This window comes from Thermosynechococcus sp. QS41, from assembly GCF_031583515.1.
Taxonomy (GTDB): Bacteria; Cyanobacteriota; Cyanobacteriia; order Thermosynechococcales; family Thermosynechococcaceae; genus Thermosynechococcus.
On the sequence record NZ_CP134181.1, the window covers coordinates 1,977,454 to 2,000,660 of the forward strand.

Below are 23,207 nucleotides of genomic sequence, written 5' to 3' on the forward strand. Positions count from 1 at the left end.
CCATGAGCCAATCCTTTGCCGATACCGCCATTGACATTTTGATTGACTTGGCTGAGCAGGGGGAAATTGACCCTTGGGATATTCAAGTGATTGAGGTCTTCGATCGCTGTTTGGCGGAGTTGGCACGGCGAGGGGAACCCAATCTCAGTGAATCAGGGCAGGCCTTTTTGTATGCAGCGATGCTGGTGCTCCTGAAGAGCGATCGCCTAGTTGCAGTTGCTGAACCGATGCCCGAGGAAACAGAATTCCCAGAACCGCCAGAGATCAGTGAAAACCAGTCCTTTGTGGTCTTGCCCCATGCCCTAGAGCAGCATTTGCATCGTCGCCCCGTGGCTCCCCCCCAACAACGGCGCCGCGTCACCCTTGAGGAATTGATTGCCCACCTGAAAACCATGGCAGTTCAGAACGACCGTGCAAAGGTGCTGCGGCCGCATCAACCGCGGCGGCGTCGCCGTCCCACAACCCTCAAAGCAATTACCCAACTGGCGCACCAAGAAAACCTGACGGAGATAGCTAACGAAGTAGAAAGTCTCCTCGGAGAAATGGCTCCCGAAGGGACATGGCTAGACTTCCAAGAGCTACTGCGGCGCAAACCCGATCCTGTGGGGGTCTTTTGGGCGCTGCTATTCCTCACTGCCCAGTCTAAGGTGGATCTCCAACAAACCAATTTCTATCAACCCCTACAGGTACGGACGTGTTTAGCTGAAGCGATACGCCTAGAGGCCTAACCTCCCTTTGGCAGAAACGAAAAGCCCAAGGGTTTTACCCGCAGGAGTGCCTCACTCAGGGCAGTGTGGAGATACCCATTCGTCGCTAAAATCCGCCCTGATGTCAGTTGAAAAGGGGATTGATCGTAGGCAGTGACGACGCCCCCAGCTTCACGAACAAGGACTACACCAGCGGCCAAGTCCCAAGGGGAGAGACCCCGTTCCCAATAACCATCAAGGCGACCACAGGCAATGTAGGCCAAGTCAATGGCTGCCGCGCCGCCCCGCCGTACCCCTTGGCTGAGATGGGTGAGATAGCAAAATTCCGCATAGTTGTTGTCTTCGGTTTCACGGCGATCGTAGGCAAAACCCGTGACCAAAAGGCTATGACTCAGTTCTGCGGTGGTGGAAACCTGAATGGGCTGGCGATCGCGGGTGGCACCGAGGCCTGTAGCAGCCCGAAACAGTTCGCGATGAAAGGGATCATAGACGACACCAATGTGGGGTTCTCCCTCTACTAAGAGAGCTACTGACACCGCACTAAAGGGGTATTGATGGGCATAGTTGGTGGTGCCATCCAGAGGATCAATCGCCCACAGAAATGGATTATCCTTCAGTCCCGAAAGACCCGATTCCTCCGCGAGCACCGCATGGTCTGGACAATGGCGATGAATGACATCCAGTACCGCTGCTTCTGACTGGCGATCGGCCACCGTGACGAGGTCACCAGAGCGCCCCTTTTCCTCAATCTCACTCAGTTTGCCCCAATAGTGCTGCAGGACAGCGCCCCCCGCCAAGGCTGCCTCCGTGGCAATTTCTAAATAGCGCTGCCGCTCATTCTCCGGCAGTGGGCAACTCACGGCTGTCATGGATCACTAGTCCTCATCGAGGGGCAGCCCCAACTGGACTCGTCCCTTGCCAAAGTAGCGGCCAAATTGCAGCTCATAGACCTCATCTTCATCTTGGGTTTCCACCTCAAGGTCAGAGCGGGCATAGCTGACACACAAGAGGGCATAGCCTTGGGCTTGCAGGGCGGGGGAGAGTCCCATGGCTTCAGGTTGATAGACATGGCCAGAGAGAATGCGCACGGCACAGGTAGTACAGGCACCGTTACGACAGGAAAAGGGCAACTCAAGGCCTTGGCTCTCAGCGTATTGCAGGATATAGCGATCGCTCGGAACAGTAATTGTGTACGTCCGCGTGGGGGGATCCCCCGGCTTGAGGGGACGCACGTGAATGGTCACAGTGTAGGTTTGTGGCGTGCTCATGGTCTCGCTATCTTACCGTGAAAAGGGCTGTCAAAGACCTTGCTTCGTCCCTTAGCTACAATACCGCAATCCCAACCTGCTAATGACAATGCTAGGGTAGGAGCGGTTCTATGACCCACATTCGTAGGGAGACCTAAAGTTATGAGTACCTTAGTGGTCATTGCGTTTGATGATGAGTACAAGGCGAACGAAGTATTAATCCAGCTATTGAAACTCCAGCGTGAGCATCTCATTGACCTTGAGGACGCGGCTGTTGTCGTGCGCACCAAAGATGGCAAGGTTAAAATCAACCAGACTCAGGATTTGACCCTCCAGGGGGCTCTTGGCGGTGGCTTTTGGGGGCTGCTCATTGGTCTATTGTTCTTCAATCCCCTCTTGGGCTGGGCTGCGGGTCTTGTGGCCGGGGCGATTTCCGGCAAATTTACCGATATTGGCATTGACGATAATTTCATCAAGGAATTGGGGCAAACCATTGCCCCCGGCAGCTCGGCCATCTTTACGTTGGTGCGTCAAGCCACACCCGACAAAGTCCTTGAGGAAATTGCTCCCTTTGGCGGTAAAGTCCTGCGCACCTCCCTGTCAAAAGAGGATGAAGCCAAGTTGCAAGAAGCCCTTAACCGAGGCAATCCGGCCTCCCAATCGCCTGCCCCGAGCGAAGCGACAACCCCCAGTGAAACGGCGAACAGTTAGTTTGTTGAGTTTGTCTTGGGTCTAGCTCTCGCTCTAAATTGATTAGGATAATTTTGAAAGGCTCGGCCATTCCCTAGGTACAGCCCTTTTCCCAAGAATGGAACCCACGCAACACTGCGCAAGTGAGTGTCGGGAACATTTCAGTTCCTTAACGCCTAAGAAAAGGGCTGTCACTGGGCATTGTGCTCACAGTTAGGGATGCCAATAGGGAGTATTGGGGACTGGGAGACGGTGCAGGATCAAACTAAATCAACCGCAGTGATCGCGATCTTAAAACGCTTTGGTGGGCGATCGCGCCAACTCAATCGTCTAGTCCCCCTTGTCCAAAAGCAGTGGCGTGCCTGCTTACCTTGGTTGCAACACTGGCAAGTGGTGGCCAGCCTCTCCCTCCTCACCTCCGTCGGGATTTCCGGGCTATCCCTGTGGCTGCTGCTGCGGCAACCGACGACTCCCGGCAATTGTGATTTTGTCCTTTGGCCTTTGGCATCGGCCTCCTTTCGCCTCTACTGCGCCCAACAAGCGGCGGAGCGACACACCCTTGAAGATTTGCTCCATGCCATTGATCTCATTGATGACTTGCCTCGCGATCATCCTCTTGCCCCTGAGATTAATCGCCGCCTAGAAGCGTGGTCAGATCAGGTTTTGGCCTTGGCAGAGGTAGCCTTTCATGAGGGGCAATTAAATCGGGCGATCGCCTTTGCGCGGCGGATTCCTCGGGATGTCCAAGCCCATACCAAAGTGGAAGAACGCATTCAACGCTGGCAGGAAATTTGGCAAGAGGGGGAGAGCATCTACCGACGCGCCGAAGCCGCCTTGAAAAACCTCGAATGGCGAGAAGCTTTTCAAATCTCGCTCCAGTTGCAATTTGTTGCCTGTCGTTATTGGGCACAGGAGCAGTTTGGCGCCTTTAATGAGCGGATTATCCGTGCCCAACGGGAAGATCGGCAGTTGGATGAAGCCCGTGCCCTCATGGCACAGGGGGGAGCCGATAACTTGGCCGCTGCCATTGCAATTGTGCGGCGAATTCCCACCACCAGTGATATTTATCCCGGTGCCCGTCGCCTTCTCAATGAGTTGGGGGAGCGCTTGTTGGAATTGGCGATCGCCGCCTTAAATCGCTATGACCCCCAAGAGGCAAGGCGCATTGCTGGTTTAATTCCCCGTGATGTCAGGAGTGCCCGCAGCGCTGAGGATGTGGTGACGTTGGCAACCGCAGAAGAATTTGCCCAAGCGGGGATGGTTCAGGACATTGATCGAGCCATTGCCCAAGCGCGGACGATTACTGCAGAACGCCCCCTCTACTTTGAAGCCCAGCAGGCCATTCGGCGCTGGCAAACAGATTTGCAGGTACTGCGAACCCTCGCAGAAGCTCAAGCCATTGCCCGTGGCGGCACGCTGGATCGCCTCTACCTTGCCCTCAACCGCCTCAACATTCCTTTGGCGGACGCGAGTCCCTATCGCCAAGACCAAATCCGCGATCAGCGACGGCTGTGGCAACGTCAAATCGAGATTGCTGAGGATCAACCCCTGATCGATCAGGCCAACGCCCTTGCCCGCCAAGGCACCCCTGAAGCCTTGCTGCAAGCCCGCCAACTCCTTGAGCGAATTCGTCCCCAGCGTGCCCTCTATGAAACGGCTCAAAATCGCCTCAAAGAACTCTTTCCCCCCGTGGCAACTGCAGCAGTGAGCTGGCAGCTTGATCCGGAGATGGCTCGCCTGAATGAAGCCCAGCGCCGTGCTCGAGGGGGGCGCGATCGCGACTTTGCTGCTGCCATTGCCATTGCCCAAGAAATCTCCCCCAACTCCAGTGTCTATGTCACCGCCAACCAGTTGATTGTGCAGTGGGGCAATAATATCTTGGAGCAGGCGCGCTATTGGGTGGGGCGGGACAACCAGCAGGCGATCGCCACCGCCGAACTCATCCCCCCCACGCATCCCCTCTACCCAGAGGCGAGGGAATTGATCCGCATTTGGCAAGAAGCGGAACCCCAGTACCCCTTTTAAGGGCTTTTACTGATTCGTGGGGGCTTCCACGAGCCGCACCTTTTGGGCCAGACCAATCGCTTGCAATGCCCGAATCGTGATCCACGTAATATCAAATTCCCACCATTGCAGACCGTGACGTGCCGAATGGGGGTAGGTGTGGTGGTTGTTGTGCCAGCCTTCGCCAAACGTCAGCAGGGCAACCCACCAACAATTTGTGGAGCGATCGCCCGATTCAAAGGTGCGGTAGCCAAATTTATGGGTGGCACTATTGACAAACCAAGTGAGGTGATACACCAGCACAAGGCGGACAAAGATGCCCCAGACCACAAAGGGCAGTCCCCCCCACAGATACAGCAAGACCCCTAAAACCACTTGAATGGGCACAAAGTACTGATTCAAAAAGCGATACACCGGATCAGTGTTAATGTCCTTGGTGAGGCGTTCTACCTCTGCCTTGGCGGGCACTTCTTGGAGCATCCAACCCATGTGCGACCACCAAAACCCCTTTTGGGAATTGTGCTGATCCAGTTCTTGATCGGAGTGGAGGTGGTGATTACGGTGGAGGCCAACCCATTCAATAATTCCACCCTCACAGGCCAAGCTGCCGCAAAAGCCAAAAAAGTATTCCAGCCATTTCGGGCACTGGAAACTGCGATGGGTGATCAGGCGATGCCAGCCTAGGGTGATGCCAAGGCCTCCAGACACCCAATAGAGAACAACACACAACAGCACAGCCGGCCAAGAAAACAGCCCCGGTACCAATGCCAGCAACGCTCCCAAATGCACAATGCCCATAAAAAAAATCACCCCCCAATTGGGACGCAGGGGGCGCGCAGGCAACGAAGAAACAGATGTCATAAAACTCTCGAACAAATTGACAAACTCACAGGGGAGTTGAGCCCTGTAGGCTGCTCCCTTAGAGCAAAGATGGTTACGACTGCTTTTTACCTAGATGCCTAGAGAAATGGCTTCCTAAACAATCTACGTTTAACGAGCAAACAACCAACCCTTACTTTCATCGTAGCAGAGATTGGAGAAGACTTGACCTCCTCCCCGGCCTGAAAGCCGCAGATTCCTACGACGGGGATGACTGCGCAATCGTTTCGGCGGGTTCTAACCGCTGCTTGTATCTTGCCGGCATGCCCTGCCGTAGGCCACCTTGGGTTTCAGTGGCAATACCATGATTAGGATGCCTCCGCCATCCGCACTATCCTTCGCCGCCGACATGAATGCCGGGGCTTGCCGCGCATCAGGTCAAGCAAAATCTGGGTCGGGTACTACCTCTTTCACGAAGACGCTCAACACTGCGACAACTCCTACTATAGCGGATTGGATTCCCAGATGTCCCCCTAGTTCAGGAAAGGGCTATATCTGCCCTAGCAGATTACTAAGCCTTAATGTTTCCTTTCTTGGAGTTTAGGATATTTTGCTTATACTCAAAATCTATGAGCTTAAGCTCTTTATCTCTTTTTATTTTTTTTATTTATAAGAGTTTTCGCTTAAGTTCATATAAGTTTGTAGGCCTTTATGGAATTTTTGAGATAACAAGCGAGGTTAAAAATGGCTTCTCCTGTCAATCCTGAACTGGAACGACTCAATCAAGTTCATGGCCAAGCCAACCCTTGGAAATTTTGGGGACCTTACTTGAGCGAGCGGCAGTGGGGCACTGTACGGGAAGACTATTCCGCCGACGGCAATGCTTGGGAGTATTTTTCCCATGATCAAGCGCGATCGCGTGCCTACCGTTGGGGTGAAGATGGCCTCGGTGGCATTTGTGATGCGCAGCAACGGCTTTGTTTTGCCTTGGCTCTTTGGAATGGCAACGATCCAATTTTCAAGGAACGGCTTTTTGGCTTAACCAACAATGAAGGCAATCATGGGGAGGACGTTAAAGAGTATTACTTTTACCTCGACAGTACGCCCACCCATTCCTACATGAAATACCTCTACAAGTATCCCCAAGCTGCCTATCCCTACATTGATCTGGTGATGACCAACCGCCACCGCAGCCGCTTTGAAATGGAGTATGAACTCTTGGATACAGGGGTCTTTGAGGGCGATCGCTACTTCGATGTCTTCATTGAATATGCCAAAGCGGCTCCCAATGACATTTTGATTCAAATCAGCATTCACAATCGCGGCAACGAAGCTGCCCATTTGCATGTTCTGCCCACCCTCTGGTACCGCAATACGTGGAGTTGGACACCGGACAAGGTTCTCGCCAAACCAGAACTGAAGCAAATGGATGCGACACTGGTGCGGGCACGCCATGGGGAGCTAGGAGAGTATGAATTTGTGAGCGATCGCCCGGTGCCCTTCCTCTTCACCGAGAATGAAACCAACTTTGAGCGGCTCTTTGGCCAGCCCAATGCCTCGCCCTACGTTAAGGATGCCTTTCACCGCTACCTGATCAATGGTGAGCAAAATGCCGTCAACCCCGACAAAGTCGGCACCAAGGTGGCTGCCCACTATCAAGTCACCGTTGCCGCCCAAGGGGTTGAGATCATTCAACTACGCCTAGCATCTGCCAAAAGTAGCCCCCTCAGCTTTGGCAATGCCTTTAGCGATCGCCTCAACCAAGCCCGCACCGAAGCGGATCTCTTCTTTGATCACCTCATCCCCAGTGACTGCACGGCTGATCAGCGCAATGTGGTTCGTCAAGCCTTTGCCGGCATGATGTGGACAAAGCAGTACTACTACTACCCTGTCAAGCAGTGGCTGGAAGATAAAGCGCTGCCCCCCGATGTGGAAGAGCGCATCGTTACCCGCAACAAATCGTGGTTCCACCTTGAAAGCGCCGACATTATCTCCATGCCCGACAAGTGGGAATATCCTTGGTTTGCCGCTTGGGACTTGGCCTTCCACTGCTCGCCCTTAGCTCTGATGGATATCGACTTCGCCAAAGAGCAGCTTAAGCTGATGGTGAATGAACTGTATCTGCACCCCAACGGTCAAATTCCCGCCTACGAATGGAACTTTGGTGATGTGAATCCGCCTGTGCATGGGATTGCCACGTGGCAAATCTATCTCTTGGACAAAGCCATGAAAAAAGGCGAAGGCGATTTGGCTTTCCTTGAGAGTGTCTTCCACAAGCTCATGCTCAACTTTACGTGGTGGGTCAACCGCAAGGATTCCCTCGGCAACAACGTCATGGAGGGTGGCTTCCTTGGTTTAGACAATATTGGCGTCTTTGATCGCAGTGCGCCCCTACCCACGGGTGGTGTTCTTGAGCAGGCGGATGGGACAGCTTGGGTGGCAATGTTTGCCCTCGATATGCTCTCTATGGCACTAGAGCTAGCACAGCACAATCCCGTTTATGAGGATATTGCCTGCAAATTCTATGAGCACTTCGTTTACATTGCCGGAGCGATGGATCGCATTGGCGTCCAGAAAGATGAACTCTGGGATGAAAAAGATGGCTTTTACTATGACCTGCTGCGGTTGCCCGATGGTCGTGCCCAGCGCTTGAAGGTACGCTCGATGGTGGGATTGCTGCCCCTGTGTGCCACTGCCATTTTCTCAGAAGAGTTGCTGGACTCCCTACCCACCTTTAGGGAACGCATTGCTGCCTTTAATGCCCGCCACCCTGAGCTTTTGGCCAACATTAACCCCATCGATCGCCCGGGTGTAAAAAAACGGCGGTTGCTCTCGCCCGTCAACGAGGCCAAACTACGGCGGATTCTCACCCGCATGTTGGATGAGAGTGAATTCCTCAGTGACTATGGCATCCGTGCCCTCTCCCGCTACCACTACGATCACCCCTATATTTTCCAACTCGGCCGCGAGGCCTATCGCGTTAGCTATGAACCCGGTGAATCCACCACCGGCCTCTTTGGCGGTAACTCCAACTGGCGTGGCCCCATTTGGATGCCCGTGAATGCCCTTTTGGTGCAAGCCCTCCGCAAAATGTATGGCTATTACGGCAACGAGTTTACGGTGGAATGCCCTACCGGTTCAGGCCGCTGGCTCAACCTCTGGGAGGTCTCGGCAGAAATTGCCCGCCGCTTGGCCAGTATCTTCCTCAAGGATGAATCGGGGCGGCGACCGGTCTATGGTGGCACCGAAAAATTCCAAAGCGATCCCCACTGGCGTGATCTAATTCTGTTTTATGAATACTTCCATGGGGATAATGGCGCAGGACTAGGTGCGAGTCACCAAACCGGCTGGACGGGTCTGATTGCACGGATCATCATGGGACTCAATGTTCTCGACGCCGATGAGGTACTGGAGAAAGGACACTTGGCTGTGGTCTCGAAACGCTTAGCGGAGTTGGTCAGCGCCAGCTAGCACCTGATTAAGGCTGAAGCGTATTGTGATAGGGGGGCGATCGCCCCCTTTTTTAGGTCAAGACTTGGCCACCCCCACAAAAATCTAAAACTCGGTAATCCTAGCTGATTTTAGTTCTATTAAATTTGCCAACGTACAAGTAAATTTCCGTGAAATTACTGGCCAAACAGTACCCTCCATCTTCTACATTGATAAAGAGATAGGAGGAATGAACACACTTTTGCCTAAAGTTAGTTTCTACTGCTGCTGGAATCTGCTTCAGGAAGTATAAGGTTTATATTTTGCAATACAGCCAGAGACATGTTAAGCTGATTTACAAAAGTTTACATTCCGCCTGTGTTCCACATTGGCTGCATTTGAGGTTCAGACTATGTCGCTCACACCCATGACCCGCTATTACATTCGCCGTCTCCTTGCAAAGCGTGCTGAATCCCTTGGGTTGACCGTAAGTGGTGCCGAAAGTGACAGTCAAGCCTTTGCCGATCAATTGGCACGCCTAGAATCCTTGGCGGCAACTAAGTTGGCAGAAATTGATCTCATTGTGCGGATGCACCAAACCCTGAGCCGCAACGGCCAAACCTACAATAGCTACCTCGCCAATCTGGAACAAAAACTCTTTGCCCTCATGGGTCTGGGGGGACAGCCTCGCGAAGAACTGACAGACATTACCCTGCCGCAGCTTGGAGAAACAAAAGGCGCCGCAGCAAAAGCCCTCACCTTGGCGGAAGTGCTAGAACACTTTAACAAAATTGGCGACATCGCCCAGAAATACCTTGGCAAGATGATTGTGGCCAACTATTGGCGGGGGACTCGTCCCTACAGCAGTTGGTTCGCTGACTTTACAGTGACCAATGATGGTCGTGTGGTTTGTCAATCGTACCAGTCCACCCGCGATGTGTTTCTCAGTGAGGAGCAGCTAGAGCACTTGCAAGGTTGGCTAGAGGCCTTTATCCGCCAGTGTCAGCGAGTGCTGCCGCAATTTACGAAGCAACTGCAAAAAGCGGGGGTACCCGAAACGGTTTTAGCTTAGGGCGGTATGCGGATTTTCTTTGCGGTTCTGTGGCTGGGATTGATTGTCTATAGCTTTGGTTTTGCCCCCCCCGATCAACCGCAAACACTGACACTTATTCAACGGCTAGCAACGGGAGACTGGCAAGGCATTAACCCCCTCATTGTCAGTCTTTTTAATTTGATGGGCGTCTGGCCACTGATTTATACCGCATTACTGGTGGTGGATGGTCAAGAACAGCGATTTCCCGCGTGGCCATTTGCGGCTTTTAGTTTTGCCGTGGGTGCGTTTGCCCTGTTACCTTACTTCATCCTGCGCCAGCCAGCACCGATCTTCAGCGGAGAACTCAATCGGGGGGTACGCCTTTGGGAATCACGGCTCACTGCCGTTGTCATTGGTTTATTGGCTGTGGGCTTTCTTGGCTATGGCTTGGTTGGCGGCGATTGGCCAGACTTTTGGCAGCAGTGGCAAACCAGCCGCTTTATTCATGTGATGAGCCTAGACTTTTGCCTCCTGTCGTTGCTCTTGCCGGTGCTACTAGTGGATGACTGGCAACGGCGAGGACTGGAAAAGTCACCGTGGCGCTGGTGGAGCCTTGTCCCCCTCTTGGGAGCATTAGGGTACTTGCTTTTGCGTCCGCCCTTAATTCTCTCGAAAAAAAGTGTGGCATGATACAAAAAAATGCCCCTGAATTGGTTTTACTAATCTGTCAATGCTGAACTCTTCACCCAGAGCAAGATTCGCTGGCGTTGAGAGAGTTGCATTGTTGGGGGGATATCAATGCCGACAGCACCCTATGCGATCGCCACACCACCAGTTAAACCACCTTGGATTGACACACGACTCATGAATAAAGATCAACCCTTAGCACCCGTCTTTCGCCACATGGCCAGTGGCCTGTTTCCATCCACCACTGAAACTTACGAACGCGGCAAAACCATTTTCTTTCCGGGAGATCCAGCGGAAAAGGTCTATTTTCTCCTCAAGGGGGCAGTGAAGCTCTCACGGGTGTATGAAGCGGGCGAGGAAATTACGGTGGCACTGCTGCGGGAAAATACCGTATTTGGGGTGCTGTCCCTGATTACGGGCACCCGCTCCGATCGCTTTTACCATGCGGTGGCGTTTACGAATGTGGAGCTATTGGCCGTTCCCATCGAACAGGTGGAAAAGGCGATGCACGAGGATCCCGATTTGCCGATGTTTATGATTCAGGGGCTGTCATCGCGGATCCTGCAAACGGAGATGATGATCGAGACCCTTGCCCACCGCGATATGGGATCCCGCTTGGTGAGCTTTTTGCTGATTCTTTGCCGTGATTTTGGGATTCCCACGAGTGCGGGAGTCACTGTGGATTTGAAGCTTTCCCATCAGGCGATCGCCGAGGCCATTGGTTCGACACGGGTAACCGTAACTCGCCTTCTCGGGGAACTTCGGGATCAAAAAATGATCTCAATTCACAAAAAGAAAATCACGGTGCATAACCCCTTGATGCTCAGTCAGCAGTTTACCTAGGTCACGAGTTGGCCATAGTCGAGTTTGATCAGGCGATCGGCCACGTCAAAGTAGCGATCGTCATGGCTAATCACAAACACCGTTTTGCCCTGAGCCTTTAGCTCGGGTAGGAGTTGGCGGTAGAAAATCTCCCGAAACACAGGATCTTGATCCGCTGCCCATTCATCAAAGAGGTAGGCGGGGCGATCGTCGAGATAGGCCATCAACAACCCCAAACGCTTGCGCTCCCCTTGGGAAAGAGATGTCGTAGAGAAGCGGTTACCTTCTAGGCGAACTTTGTGGCTCAAGCGCAATTTTTCGAGGTAACTTGGCACTTCTGCAAGGCGTTCGGGGGACTCAATGCCCAACAGTGACTCAAAAAGATAAAAGTCACTAAAAACAGTGGCAAAGTGTTGGCGATACCATTCGTAGTCCTCAGGCTGCAAACAGTGATCATCCACCCAAATTTCTCCCTGATCGGGAATGTACAGGCCAGTAATAATTTTTGCTAGGGTGGATTTACCGCTGCCATTGCCACCGACAATAAAAAGGAGTTCCCCAGCCTGCACGGTCAAACTCAAAGGGCCGAGGGTAAAGGTCGCAGGTTCATCCTCGTGGCCACTGCGGTACTGATGACAGATCTGCCGCAGAGAGAGGGTTTTCCAGCCAAGGGGAGGGAGTTCGCCTGTATCGTTGAGGTTTTGGTGCGGATCTCCAAGGCTGAGTTGCAAAGATTCCACTTTTTTCAGGGCAACCCTAGCACGGCTAAAGACAGGAATCGCATCAATCAGCTGCTGCATCGGCAGCATGAGGTAAATGATCGTCAGAACATACCCTGAGAGAACTGTGGGTGTGGCTCCTAGCAAATGGGGCAGCGTAAAGAGAAAGAAGCCAATGGTGACAAACAGCAGCAACTGCCCCCAACTGGCAGCAATGGCAAAGACCATGTACCCTAGCTCGTTTTGCTGCCGTGTTTTCTGAGCCGTGGGTTCCAATTCCCGATAAAAGAAGGCCAACCGCCGTTGCCGATTGAGCTTGAGTTCTTTGTTGCCCTCGGTGAGTGTCCGAAAGTGTTGAAAAAGGTGATCCTGTTGCTGCCGTGCCCGCTCTAGGAATTTGCGTGCTCTGCCCGCTAGAAACAAGTAGCTGCCAGTACCAACGACAATCAAGCCCACAAGGGCAAAAAAGAGGGGCGGCGACAACCAACCCATGTAAATCAGGCAGCCAATAACAATGGCAATGGCATTAAAAAGATTGGGCAGGACGGAAAAGGAACGGGAAACGGCATCCACGTCCTCTGTCAGCGTCGCAAGGAGTTGCGGATTGCCAATGGCTTCTAACTGGCGTAGGGGTGAAGCGAGAATCTGGCGGCTGAGGAGGAGGCGCATTTCATAAACCGCCTGTTGGGCAGCCCGCACCAGGAGCACTTGGGAGCTAAAGTGGGTCAGCAGTAGGAGCGTGCCGAGGAGAATAAATCCCCAAGGTAAGAGGCGCTGGAGGGCAGGGGTTTTCTGCAGGGCGGCATTCATCAGGGCAATGAGCGCAGCCGTACTGCCACCGTTGAGAAGTCCAGCGATCGCTGCCGCAACAATCGTCGGCCAAGCCGCCCGTAAAAGAATCCGAAAGAGCTTCACGAATCTGTTGTCTCATCAGGGGTGGGATTGGACTCAGACTCTTCGAGATTCAACTTGGGAATAAAACTGGGGCGATCGGCATTTTCCCAACCGGGGGGACGCTTCGAGTTGTACCATGCAATGAGGCCAATGCTCACGGCCGCCACAAGACCCAGCAGCAATACCCCATAAAAGGGGACAAAGTTACCTGCACCAACGGTAAAGCTAATCCCCAATGACCCCATCATCGTCCTCGTTAACATTTTTTAGAAATATGTAGAACACCACTATATCAACCCTATGGTTGCTTTGAGAATCCTGAGAGTTGGAAGCGGCTGTGCTGCCTAAGGTACAGTACAAGATAAAGAAGTTTTGCTGACTGTCCCCCCTCTTTTCAACAATCAACCATGAGCGATCGCGCCCTTCGCCCAGCTGTTGTGGCTGCTGTGGAACCCGGCTCCATTGCCGCTGAGTTGGGATTTGAACCCGGTGATGCGTTGGTGGCCATTAATGGCGATCGCCCCCGCGATTTGATTGATTATCGGTTTCTCTGTGCCGAGGAATACCTCACCCTCGAAATACTGGGCAAAGACGGCCAAACCTATGTTCTCGAAATTGAAAAAGACATTGATCAAGATTTAGGACTGGAGTTTACCACCGCCCTCTTTGATGGGTTGATGCAGTGCAACAATCGCTGCCCCTTTTGTTTTATTGATCAGCAACCACCGGGTAAGCGGCAGAGCCTCTATCTCAAGGATGATGATTACCGTCTCAGCTTCCTTTATGGCAGTTACATTACACTCACCAACCTATTGCCCTCAGAATGGCAACGCATTGCCCGCTTGCGCCTTTCTCCCCTCTATGTCTCTGTCCATGCCACGGTGCCCAGCATCCGCCAACGCCTACTGAAAAATCCACGGGCAGGAGAAATTCTGCAACAGATTCGCTGGTTTCAAGAGCAACGGCTGCAACTCCATGCCCAAGTGGTTGTCTGTCCGGGGATTAATGACGGCGAGTGCCTCGAGCAAACACTGCGGGATTTAGCCCAGTTCTATGATCCTGAATGGCCAACCGTGCTTTCAGTGGCAGTGGTGCCGGTGGGGCTGACTCGCTTTCGCCCTGCTGAGGATGAACTGATTCCCGTCACCCCTGATCACGCCCAAGCGGTGATTCAACGGGTACAGGCACTCCAACAGCGGTTTGAACAGCAGTGGCAAACCCCCTTTGCTTGGCTAGCAGATGAATGGTTCTTGATTGCCGGATCGCCCTTACCCCCCGCCGCCCACTATCAGGACTATCCGCAACTCAGTAATGGTGTGGGAACGATTCGCCTGTTTTTAGAAGAGTTTGAGCTTCACGCCCAACAGCTTCCCCAACGCTTACCGCAGCCGCGTCATCTGAGTTGGGTGGTGGGTAATACCGTGGAACAGGCCTTTGCACCCTTGGTGGCTCGCCTTAACCAAATTGAGAACCTGCGCCTTGATCTCTATGCCCTTGCTAGCGACTATTGGGGACAGCAGATGTCCGTGACAGGGCTATTAACCGGCCATGATTTGATCTATCACCTGAAGGGCAAACCCTTGGGCGATCGCCTGCTTCTGCCCAGTCTGATGCTCAAGCACGATGAACCCGTTTTTCTCGATGATGTGCCTTTAGCCACTGTGGAGGAAGCACTAGGGATCCCCATTCAAGTGGTCTCTGGTGGCGCGGCAGGGATTATTGCCGCTTGTACTCACCCCGAAAATGCCTGATCTTGCCCCTTGGGATCCCCGCAACCTATAATGGCTGAATGCTGTCCGCTGCACACTCAACGCTATGATTGCCACCTCATCCCATCCGGTTCGCATTGGTTCCCGCAAAAGTCAACTGGCGCTTGTGCAAACGGAATGGGTACAGGCGCAACTGCAAGCCCACTATCGCGATCGCGCCTTTGAGGTGGTGACCATGACCACCCAAGGAGACAATATCCTTGATGTCGCCCTTGCCAAAATTGGCGATAAAGGCCTCTTTACCAAAGAGCTAGAACTCTCAATGCTGCGGGGTGAGACCGATTTGGCCGTTCACTCCCTCAAGGACTTACCCACCAAGTTGCCCGATGGTTTAGTTTTAGGCGCGATTACTGAGCGGGAAGACCCAGCAGATGCCCTTGTTTTAGGTGCAAAATGGACAGGACACACCATTGATACCCTACCTGAAGGCACGGTCATTGGTACTTCGTCACTGCGTCGCTTGGCACAGTTGCGCCACCACTACCCCCATCTCACGTTTAAGGATGTGCGGGGCAATCTAAATACTCGCTTGGCCAAATTAGATGCTGGGGAATACGATGCCTTGATTTTAGCGGTGGCTGGCCTGCGGCGTTTGGGCTTTGGCGATCGCATTAGCCAAGTCTTACCCGCAACAGTGTCCCTCTATGCTGTCGGTCAGGGTGCCTTGGGCATTGAATGCCGCGCCGACGATCCCGACATTTTAGCCTTGGTCAAGACCCTTGAACATCCAGAAACAGCAGCCCGTTGCCTAGCAGAGCGAGCCTTCCTACGGCAATTGGAAGGGGGCTGTCAAGTGCCCATTGGGGTGCATACGGTGATTGAGAATGGTCAACTCACCCTCACAGGCTTAGTAGCGAGTCTCGATGGCCAGCGCCTTGTCAAAGACAGTCTCACAGGGGAGCCTGCCAGTGCAGAAGAACTAGGAACGCAGCTTGCCCTGAAACTCCGTGAACAGGGTGCGTCAGAGATTTTGGAAGAGATTTTTGCTACTGCCCGTCTCGAGCGTTAGTTTATCCCTACCATGGAACCCCTACCATGGTAAAGGCAGCCCAGTAGTAGGGATGATCGAGGGAACGACGACCAGCCCCTTGGGTAACTTCTGGGGGTAACGGGATGCGGCCACGAATTGTTTGCAGTTCATTGTCCTGGATGCGAATATTGCCGCGCAGCATCGCTAGCTGCGCTTGCCGTAGCGCCTCGGCCTTAATGGGTACCGTATTTAACAAATCGTAGAAAGTGGTCATCAACGCCAACGTCCCCTCATCGCTGACATACCACAAACTGGCCAGCACCGACTTCGCCCCCGCCTGTACCGCCAGACCCGCAAACCCCAGTTCTGCATCCAAATCTCCAACCGCCGTGCGGCAGGCACTGAGGGTCAAAAATTCTGCTTGGGGACGGTTAAGCTGTAAGCCTTGGAACTGCAAAAGATTCAATCGCCCATCCCTAAAAGCAATGTAGGAATTTTCTGCAGCCCCCGGTTGAAACTCAGCGTGAGTGGCCAAATGGATCACGGGATAGATTCCTTGACGGCGCTGTTGTCTAAAATTAGCAATTGTAAAGGCCTCATTGAGAAAGGCTTGGCCTCCTCCTAGGTTTTTAACAACCTGTGCTACCTCTAGGGGTGCCATCGGCAAGGGGGACTGATCTGGGAATTCCGATGCTCCCATTGCCAAGATGGGTTCCCGTTGAATACTGCGGTAGCGAATATCTATGAGCCTTATACTGGGAACCAGCGCCGTACTAAATTGCTCTACAAGAAAGTTTTGACCATCATGGAGCGCTGCCAAGGGAAGGCTACGCATACCACTGTCTAGAACAAAGACCAGTGTATCAATGCTCTGGGCATTCAAGTTAGCACGCAAGGGGGCAATCAACCATTGGTAAAGCTGTTGTGCCGCCGGTAGATAAGTACGGGTATTGATCAGGCGTGGATCACGCACCCTGTTAGTCAAAGTATCCACTGTTTTCAATAACTGTTCACGTCCCACGTTCTGTAGGGGTGTATAAAGCGGCCTCCCCTCTGGGGTAACCAAGATGAGATCAAATTGGTCAGGCCGGGCTAGGGTATAAATGACCGCTGGCTTTTTACCTGTTTGCTTGGCAATTTCATTGAGGGCTGCCTGTAAATCCTCAAGGGAGAAATCTTGCCTATCACAAGTACGTTGTAGGTAACTGCTGACTTCTTGACAGCCCCGTAGATCGAGTAACGCCAGCGCACCCTCAATGTTATTGCTAGCTAGGGCAGTCTCGATATCTCTAGTCAAGAGAATTTCAGGGGGAGCGGTGGGTACTTTAAGGGGATCTGAGATGGCTGGTGTAGGGGGTTCTAACAGAGGATTGATTTTTTCAGAAGGAACGAAGCTCCTATCGGCAACATTTTGACCTGTATTTTCAAAACGAATATTTCCGACCTCCACAAGACCTGAAAGCGTTGTAGGTACAGGAATAATCGATCCCTCGGCTTGAATTGCCCCTGCAGTTCCATTCTTTTCGGAATTGCCCACTAAAAATGGAGTAGCATTGTTGATAAAGATATTCACTGAGTCACCCCATATCGTGGTAGGTACACCATTGGAAACAAACGTACCCAAGCCACGCAGTGAATTTTGCGCATAAATATCAACACTGCCCGCCCCAGCATTAATCCAGTTGAAAACTAGATTGCCGCCCCTTAGGTTGACATCCCCACCACCAGTCGTCAAATGGCCCAGCGTTAAGTTGCCGCTGGGTATTGTCTGGAGATTAGTGAATAGATCGGGCAGTGTTAAATCATCATCCGGAATTGGATCAATCGTACCTCTAGAGGTTGGAATAGGGAAATCACCAGTCCAAGCTAAGAAGTTACCACCGTTGGTGAAGATATCACCCGTCGTAATCGTAGGCGCAAACAGTGTAACATTGCCACCACTGCCAGCTGTATTGATATTACCTATTGTTAAAGCACCCCTGTAGGCAACAGCAGCCAAATCACCCCCGCGAGTCGTGATATTGCCAGTTGTTATGTCAGTTATGGAATCAAGATAAACAAAACCACCGTTGCTGTTGATATTGCCAGTTGAAATACCCCCGCTTCCTGAAAAGACTGCGATCGCTCCGCCTGCACTGATTAGGTTGCCGAGAGTGATGTCATTAAAAGCAACTACGCCGACAGTACCACTACTTTGAGTTACTTGCAAATTACCAGCAGTAATATTAGATGCCGAGTCTAGACTAATACCTGAACTAGTGGTGACATTGTTCAGCTGAATATTACTAAGAGCATTGATGCTTAGACTTGCAGTGTTGATTGTTCCTAAAACTACGGTTTGACCTGTTGAGTCAATATTCAAAGAATGATTGCCATTGATATTGCCATTGAATGTAATATTTTTCCCTGAAAAGCTCGTTGAGTTTAGTAGAGATGTGTTACCACTGAATTGAATGCTGCCTGCAGATGCATTAACTAAACCTCCAAGGGAAATCGTACCCCCACTACTCTGTAGATTAATACTTCCACCTGATGTACTGAGAACACTGCCACTAGAAGGAAGGAAGATATTGCCACTAGCTTGGAGGGTGATATTGGCGCCATTAGTTTGTATGGGAGCATTGGCACTAATGTTTGCTGCACTGATATTAATTGGATTATTGAAGGATGATTGATTTTGAATCACTCCCTGTGCTTGTAATACCAAGCTCCCCTGAAGCGAGATGGGGTAGCCGATGATGATATCATTATCAGCCTGTAGCGTGAGTGAGTTTGTCGAGCTGCTGGAAATTGAGGTTTCTACATAGATATTCCCAGTAGTTAGCGCCGTACTGTCTGTTGTTATGACAACGTCTGTGGAATTGAGTGCTGATAACAGCGTTCCTATAGTTAACACAGAAATTGGATAAGAGTTTGATAGTGCTTTAAAGGGCGAAGAGGAAGTAATGTTGACATCATACATGCTGTCAGTGATGTATATGTTTGTCGGATCAAGTAATAATGTTCCTGTGTTACCATTTAGGGCAGTGGTATCGACTGTGCCTTGAAAATCTAGAAACTGTTTGCCAGAAACTTCGACAAAGCCGCCATCTCCCCCAAGCGCACCGCCACGGCTACTGATCTGGCCATAGAAACGTGTGTTGTGCTCTGCCCAATTGATAATTGTGCCCCCGTTACCCTGATGGGTGGCATCAGCATTCAAAAGAGTACCGGCATTAACAAAAAGGTTTTGCGCATTGAAGCTACTGCCTAGCCGGCCAGTTCCTGTTGTTCCCCCTAAATAGTCACCACCAATGAGAATTGTGCCGCCCCCTGTATTACCCGCAGCATTCAGTTGAGCATTAATCAGAGCAATATTACTGCCTTGGCCAGCAATGGTGATTTTACCCCCGGCGCCGGTGGTATGACTCACATCAATCGTGCCGCCAATGACTGCTGTATTTGTGGTTAGGGGAATCTTGGTACTGTCGTGAACCAAATGAATCGTGCCATCTGGATTTTGAATCACGCTATTGACGGCAGGATAGCCATTACCCCCTGTGAGTAACGTCGGGAGATCAATTGGCTGAATAATGCCTGCGGCGGGCAATCGCTCTTTGGGAATCTCTAGACTGAGGAGCATGCCCTCTTGGGAAATGCGCACCAGACCTGATTCAGGTACCGCCACAACATTGACCGTGCCCCCCGTTGCGCCAAGGGTACCTGTATTGATCACCTGATGCGCCATCAGGGTCAGGGATTGACCGTCATTAACCCTAAGATTGCCTTCATTAATTAGGATGCCTCTATTAGCAAATTCAAAGCCAATCGGGGAGCCATTGAGTTGGCTGTAGGTGTTTGAACCATTGAGATCAAAGAGGCCATTGCCAAAGTGAACGCGCTGGGCTGTCGAGGCATGGAATGCTGCTGGTAGATTCAACTGCGCATTCGGACCAAAAACAATACCTGCAGGATTCAGGAGGTAGAGATGACTGTTTCCGCCTGTAACTTGCAGCACGCCGTTGATATAACTAGCACTGCCACCATTGACGCCAGCAAGAATGTTGCGAATTTGCGGGGTAGAAAGAAAGTTGGCGATTTGCCCCTGCTGGACATTGAAATCACGAAACAGGTGAAAAAGGTTTTGGCCATCGGCAGAACGTTGTCCGCCCCCAATGTTGAACTGATGGTTGATGGTTTCTACGGTGGTGCCAGTGGCATTGGGAGCGGGGGTAATTTCAGCAAGGGCGGGTGTACCAAGAAAAGAGGTCAAGCTAGTCAGGATCACCCAGCTGTAGGGCAACACTTTTGTTAAGCATTGAGAATTCATATGACGTTATGTAAAAAAAACTTGCTAATGAGGATAGTTTTATCCTCAGGGACTATTTTAAGTGTGATCAAGGCAATGTGCCACTTGGTAAAGTGTCTGCTGCGGGTACTGTCTAAAATAGGGCATTAAGAACAGAGCGCAATTTGAAGCGGAGGGCGATCGCTGTTAGGTTGTCGTGGCCGTTGACTTGATTTCCAATATCAATGAGTTTATGAAGCGACTGATTGAGGGGGAGACTAAAATCCAGCATTGGCAGCAAATGGCTAATAATGTGGGTTTCGAGGCAGCGGTTATCGGAAAGGCCATCGGAGCAAAGCAGAATCAGGGTGTCTTCTTCGATGTCCAAGTCTATAACCTCAGGGGCAATGGCTTCATTGCTGCGGGGGCCAAGGGCTTGGGTGAGTTGATAGGCATCGGGACGACCGTAGGCAATTTCAGGCTCTACCCCTTGTTGAATCAGGCGTTGACCGACTTCGTGATCAATGGTGAGTTGTTGCAGTCCTTGGCGTTTGGTGAAGCGGTAAATGCGACTATCACCGACATGGCCAAGGCGTAGGTGGTAGTTATGCAGTAGAGCCATGACAAGCGTGGTCCCCATGCGACCACTGCCGGTTTTCCCTTTTTGATCATTAGTGGCAAAAATGACTTCATTGGCACGGTAAATAGCGTTGCGTACTTCCTCCGCACTCGGCAGTTCTCCCTGCCACGGCCAAGTCTGCTCGAAGTATTCATGAACAGTTTTAGTGGCAAGGGAACTGGCAATTTCACCTTCTGCATGCCCCCCCATGCCGTCACAGAGCACGTATAGTCCCTGAACATCCAACTGCTGCCCCTGGGGGGTGAGACGCACTTGCTGCCGATGATCAATCAGGTAAAAATCCTCGTTGTGGTGGCGATCGCGCCCGGTGTCTGTCTGGGCAGCAACATCCACTTGAACCAGTTGCCGCGGTAAGAGGGCAGTGGGTGCATCCTCAATAGCGGTATGATCCTCTTCTGGTGATTCTGATGAGAGGGTGATGTCTGGCAGTTCATTAATCAAGTCACCCGTACTTTCACCTGTCTCCTCCTCAAAGTCTGGCAGGGGTTCACTGCGCAGGGTGGAGGCGAGAGAGTCGAGCAACATCTGAATTTCTGAGATTTTCTCTAGAGGAGCCGTGCTCAAGGAGACCAAGAGCGGCATAAAAACGGCTTGACGACGACTAGAGGCATGGCGAAATAACTCTTCCCAAACAGTAACGAGGCTGGGGGGTGGCGTGGGTCGCTCAAAGGTTTTCACTAAGGGCAAGGTGAAGTCCAGTTGATGCAGCCGCAATTGATCGTCAGGGTTGACGGCTAAATTCCTAACTGTGAGCAAGGAATAATGGCAGTGCCACGGTTCTAGAGTCTTCCACAGCTCAATCATGTCCTCTAGGTACTGGAAAATTTGCTCATCGGAAATGTTGTCGTCTTGCCAGACATCTTGCAGAGGGCGCGCTGTGTGATTGTAGTCGAGAATAATGCCGTGGCAGTAGTTGGCCGGTAAGTTGCTTGTGGAAACGGTATCTAGCCACGCATCGTGAATGGCTGGAATGGTTTCGGGATAGACAAGGTGCAAGGCAAGGTAGGCGATCGCCACCGCACTGAGGTCAGGGTATTGAGCTTGCAAATGGGGAATGACCACACTGGGGTCGAGAATGTTTAACCCCTGTGCCCAATCCTGAGCCGTTTCGCGGAGGGCTTCTAAGAGCGTCGGTTCCTCAGGCTGTAGATCCTGTACCAGTTGGGGCAAATCACAGGCGTAACGGTGATCCCAGCGTTGGTAGCGGTGCTGTGGGTCAAAAAAAGCGGCGGCATTGGGAGGATTGGTGTCCTGCTCAAACACAGTTCCCTCAGAGTTACGGTTGGAGACAGCCAAAATGGGGTGATCGGTATAGGCAGGATAGAGAACGCCCCACCAAAGTTTGAGGTTTTGATCAGTTTGAGCGGTAGGCATTAGAGCAGGTGAGCCAGCAAAGACAGCACAGTGACGACCACCCCTTGCGGTGTGGGAGCGGTATCCCCTATTGTATAGCGATCGCCCTAGGACAACCCTTGATCTGGGGGTTGCTGCTGTTATTCCTCAGCCATTGCCATCACAGGAAATGATTTGGGCAGCAGGGTCGAGGAAACATGACGCGTCACCGGTTGATGTAACCGAATTAACTGTGCCAAAGTTGACTTCAGGTGAGTCCGCGGCACAATCACATCCACAAAGCCGCATTTCTGGACAAATTCGGCGGTTTGGAAGTCATCGGGAAGTTTTTCCCGCAGGGTTTGCTCAATAACCCGCCGCCCCGCAAAGGCGATCGTTGCTTTTGGCTCGGCAATGATAATATCCCCTAACATGGCAAAGCTAGCCGTCACGCCCCCAGCAGTGGGATGGGTCAAGACGGGGATATAAAGCAGACCTGCACTGCGATGCCGTTCGAGAGCAGCAGCCGTTTTCGCCATTTGCACCAAGCTGAGCATCCCTTCTTGCATGCGGGCACCGCCAGAGGCACAGACAATCACAAGGGGAATCTGCTCCCAAGTGGCCCGTTCAATCAGGCGCGTGATTTTCTCGCCGACCACGCTGCCCATGCTACCGCCCATGAAGGCAAAGTCCATCACCCCCAAGGCAACTGGCAGACCCTCGAGTTGGCCGAGGCCGGTTTGCACGGCATCCTTGAGACCGGTTTTCTCTTGATATTCCCGCAGGCGATCGCTATAGGGCTTGCGATCCTTGAATTGTAAGGGGTCACAACTGACCAAATTTTCATCGAGGGGGCGCCATGTGTGGGGGTCAATCAGTTGTTGGATACGCTCACTACTGCTGACGCGATGGTGATGGCCGCACTCTGGGCACACCAGTTGATGGCTATGCAGATCCTTGCTGTAGATCATGACGCCACAGGCTTCGCACTTTGTCCAGAGACCATCAGCGATCTCCCGCTCTGGCTGCATGGGGGTCAAGGCGGTTTCTTTACGGCGATTTGCAAACCAATCAAATAAAGACATTGTAGAAAATTCCCTTTAACGTTGAGGTCTCAAATAGCACGTTTGTATGGGTCTCTCTCAGGAGCGTCCACTAAGAATAATTCCTTATCATCC

The 23,207-nt window shown here is 52.0% G+C and carries 17 protein-coding genes; 9 read left to right on the top strand and 8 right to left on the bottom strand.

Annotated features, from left to right (window positions below; genetic code table 11):
- Positions 1–2: 2 nt before the first annotated feature.
- The gene (locus tag RHJ80_RS09765) at positions 3–728 is read left to right on the top strand and encodes a segregation/condensation protein A (protein WP_310800895.1); all 726 of its coding nucleotides are present in this window, start codon (positions 3–5) and stop codon (positions 726–728) included.
- On the opposite strand, the gene RHJ80_RS09770 is transcribed toward RHJ80_RS09765, so the two are convergent.
- Positions 725–1,576, bottom strand: coding sequence for an inositol monophosphatase family protein (locus tag RHJ80_RS09770; protein WP_310800896.1), 852 nt, complete (start codon positions 1,574–1,576; stop codon positions 725–727). The genes RHJ80_RS09765 and RHJ80_RS09770 overlap by 4 nt on opposite strands.
- A 6-nt stretch (positions 1,577–1,582) precedes the next feature.
- Entirely contained in the window at positions 1,583–1,975 is a 393-nt protein-coding gene (locus RHJ80_RS09775; protein WP_225901556.1) for a 2Fe-2S iron-sulfur cluster binding domain-containing protein, read from the bottom strand.
- A 141-nt stretch (positions 1,976–2,116) separates the two neighbouring features.
- Between RHJ80_RS09775 and RHJ80_RS09780 the strand changes: the two genes are divergently transcribed.
- Complete coding sequence (locus RHJ80_RS09780; protein WP_149819006.1) at positions 2,117–2,665, top strand: DUF1269 domain-containing protein; 549 nt, start codon at positions 2,117–2,119, stop codon at positions 2,663–2,665.
- A gap of 231 nt (positions 2,666–2,896) precedes the next feature.
- The gene (locus RHJ80_RS09785) at positions 2,897–4,669 is read left to right on the top strand and encodes a hypothetical protein (protein ID WP_310800897.1); all 1,773 of its coding nucleotides are present in this window, start codon (positions 2,897–2,899) and stop codon (positions 4,667–4,669) included.
- 6 nt (positions 4,670–4,675) lie between these two features.
- Here RHJ80_RS09785 and RHJ80_RS09790 read toward each other — a convergent pair whose 3' ends face one another.
- A complete protein-coding gene (locus RHJ80_RS09790) occupies positions 4,676–5,509 on the bottom strand; it encodes an acyl-CoA desaturase (RefSeq protein WP_206200012.1) in 834 nt (277 codons plus the stop codon).
- A gap of 702 nt (positions 5,510–6,211) precedes the next feature.
- Here RHJ80_RS09790 and RHJ80_RS09795 point away from each other — a divergent pair.
- From RHJ80_RS09795 to ntcA, 4 genes are all read left to right on the top strand, one after another.
- The gene (locus RHJ80_RS09795) at positions 6,212–8,938 is read left to right on the top strand and encodes an MGH1-like glycoside hydrolase domain-containing protein (protein WP_310800898.1); all 2,727 of its coding nucleotides are present in this window, start codon (positions 6,212–6,214) and stop codon (positions 8,936–8,938) included.
- A 370-nt stretch (positions 8,939–9,308) separates the two neighbouring features.
- Positions 9,309–9,968, top strand: coding sequence for a hypothetical protein (locus RHJ80_RS09800; RefSeq protein ID WP_310743736.1), 660 nt, complete (start codon positions 9,309–9,311; stop codon positions 9,966–9,968).
- Between the two features lie 6 nt (positions 9,969–9,974).
- On the top strand, positions 9,975–10,619 hold the full coding sequence (locus RHJ80_RS09805; protein ID WP_310743737.1) for a DUF2834 domain-containing protein: 645 nt from the start codon (positions 9,975–9,977) through the stop codon (positions 10,617–10,619).
- A 174-nt stretch (positions 10,620–10,793) separates the two neighbouring features.
- On the top strand, positions 10,794–11,459 hold the full coding sequence (gene ntcA / locus RHJ80_RS09810; protein ID WP_190278317.1) for a global nitrogen regulator NtcA: 666 nt from the start codon (positions 10,794–10,796) through the stop codon (positions 11,457–11,459).
- On the opposite strand, the gene RHJ80_RS09815 is transcribed toward ntcA, so the two are convergent.
- Both RHJ80_RS09815 and psb35 read right to left on the bottom strand, forming a co-directional pair.
- Complete coding sequence (locus tag RHJ80_RS09815) at positions 11,456–13,072, bottom strand: cyclic peptide export ABC transporter (protein ID WP_310800899.1); 1,617 nt, start codon at positions 13,070–13,072, stop codon at positions 11,456–11,458. The two genes, ntcA and RHJ80_RS09815, sit on opposite strands and share 4 nt — an antisense overlap.
- Positions 13,069–13,299 (bottom strand): photosystem II assembly protein Psb35, encoded by a 231-nt coding sequence (gene psb35, locus RHJ80_RS09820; protein ID WP_315862966.1) that lies wholly within the window; start codon positions 13,297–13,299, stop codon positions 13,069–13,071. Before psb35 ends, RHJ80_RS09815 begins: the two co-directional genes overlap by 4 nt.
- A 159-nt stretch (positions 13,300–13,458) precedes the next feature.
- On the opposite strand from psb35, the gene RHJ80_RS09825 reads away from it, so the two are divergent.
- Positions 13,459–14,802 carry a TIGR03279 family radical SAM protein gene (locus RHJ80_RS09825; RefSeq protein WP_310800900.1) on the top strand — a complete coding sequence of 448 codons (1,344 nt, stop codon included), beginning with the start codon at positions 13,459–13,461 and terminating at the stop codon, positions 14,800–14,802.
- A gap of 64 nt (positions 14,803–14,866) precedes the next feature.
- Positions 14,867–15,829 (top strand): hydroxymethylbilane synthase, encoded by a 963-nt coding sequence (gene hemC, locus RHJ80_RS09830; RefSeq protein WP_310800901.1) that lies wholly within the window; start codon positions 14,867–14,869, stop codon positions 15,827–15,829.
- Between the two features lie 7 nt (positions 15,830–15,836).
- Here hemC and RHJ80_RS09835 read toward each other — a convergent pair whose 3' ends face one another.
- The 3 genes from RHJ80_RS09835 to accD form a co-directional block, all read right to left on the bottom strand.
- Positions 15,837–20,042 carry a CHAT domain-containing protein gene (locus tag RHJ80_RS09835; protein ID WP_310800902.1) on the bottom strand — a complete coding sequence of 1,402 codons (4,206 nt, stop codon included), beginning with the start codon at positions 20,040–20,042 and terminating at the stop codon, positions 15,837–15,839.
- 169 nt (positions 20,043–20,211) lie between these two features.
- Entirely contained in the window at positions 20,212–22,071 is a 1,860-nt protein-coding gene (locus tag RHJ80_RS09840) for a serine/threonine phosphatase (RefSeq protein WP_310800903.1), read from the bottom strand.
- Between the two features lie 119 nt (positions 22,072–22,190).
- A complete protein-coding gene (accD, locus tag RHJ80_RS09845) occupies positions 22,191–23,114 on the bottom strand; it encodes an acetyl-CoA carboxylase, carboxyltransferase subunit beta (RefSeq protein WP_206200021.1) in 924 nt (307 codons plus the stop codon).
- Positions 23,115–23,207 lie beyond the last annotated feature (93 nt).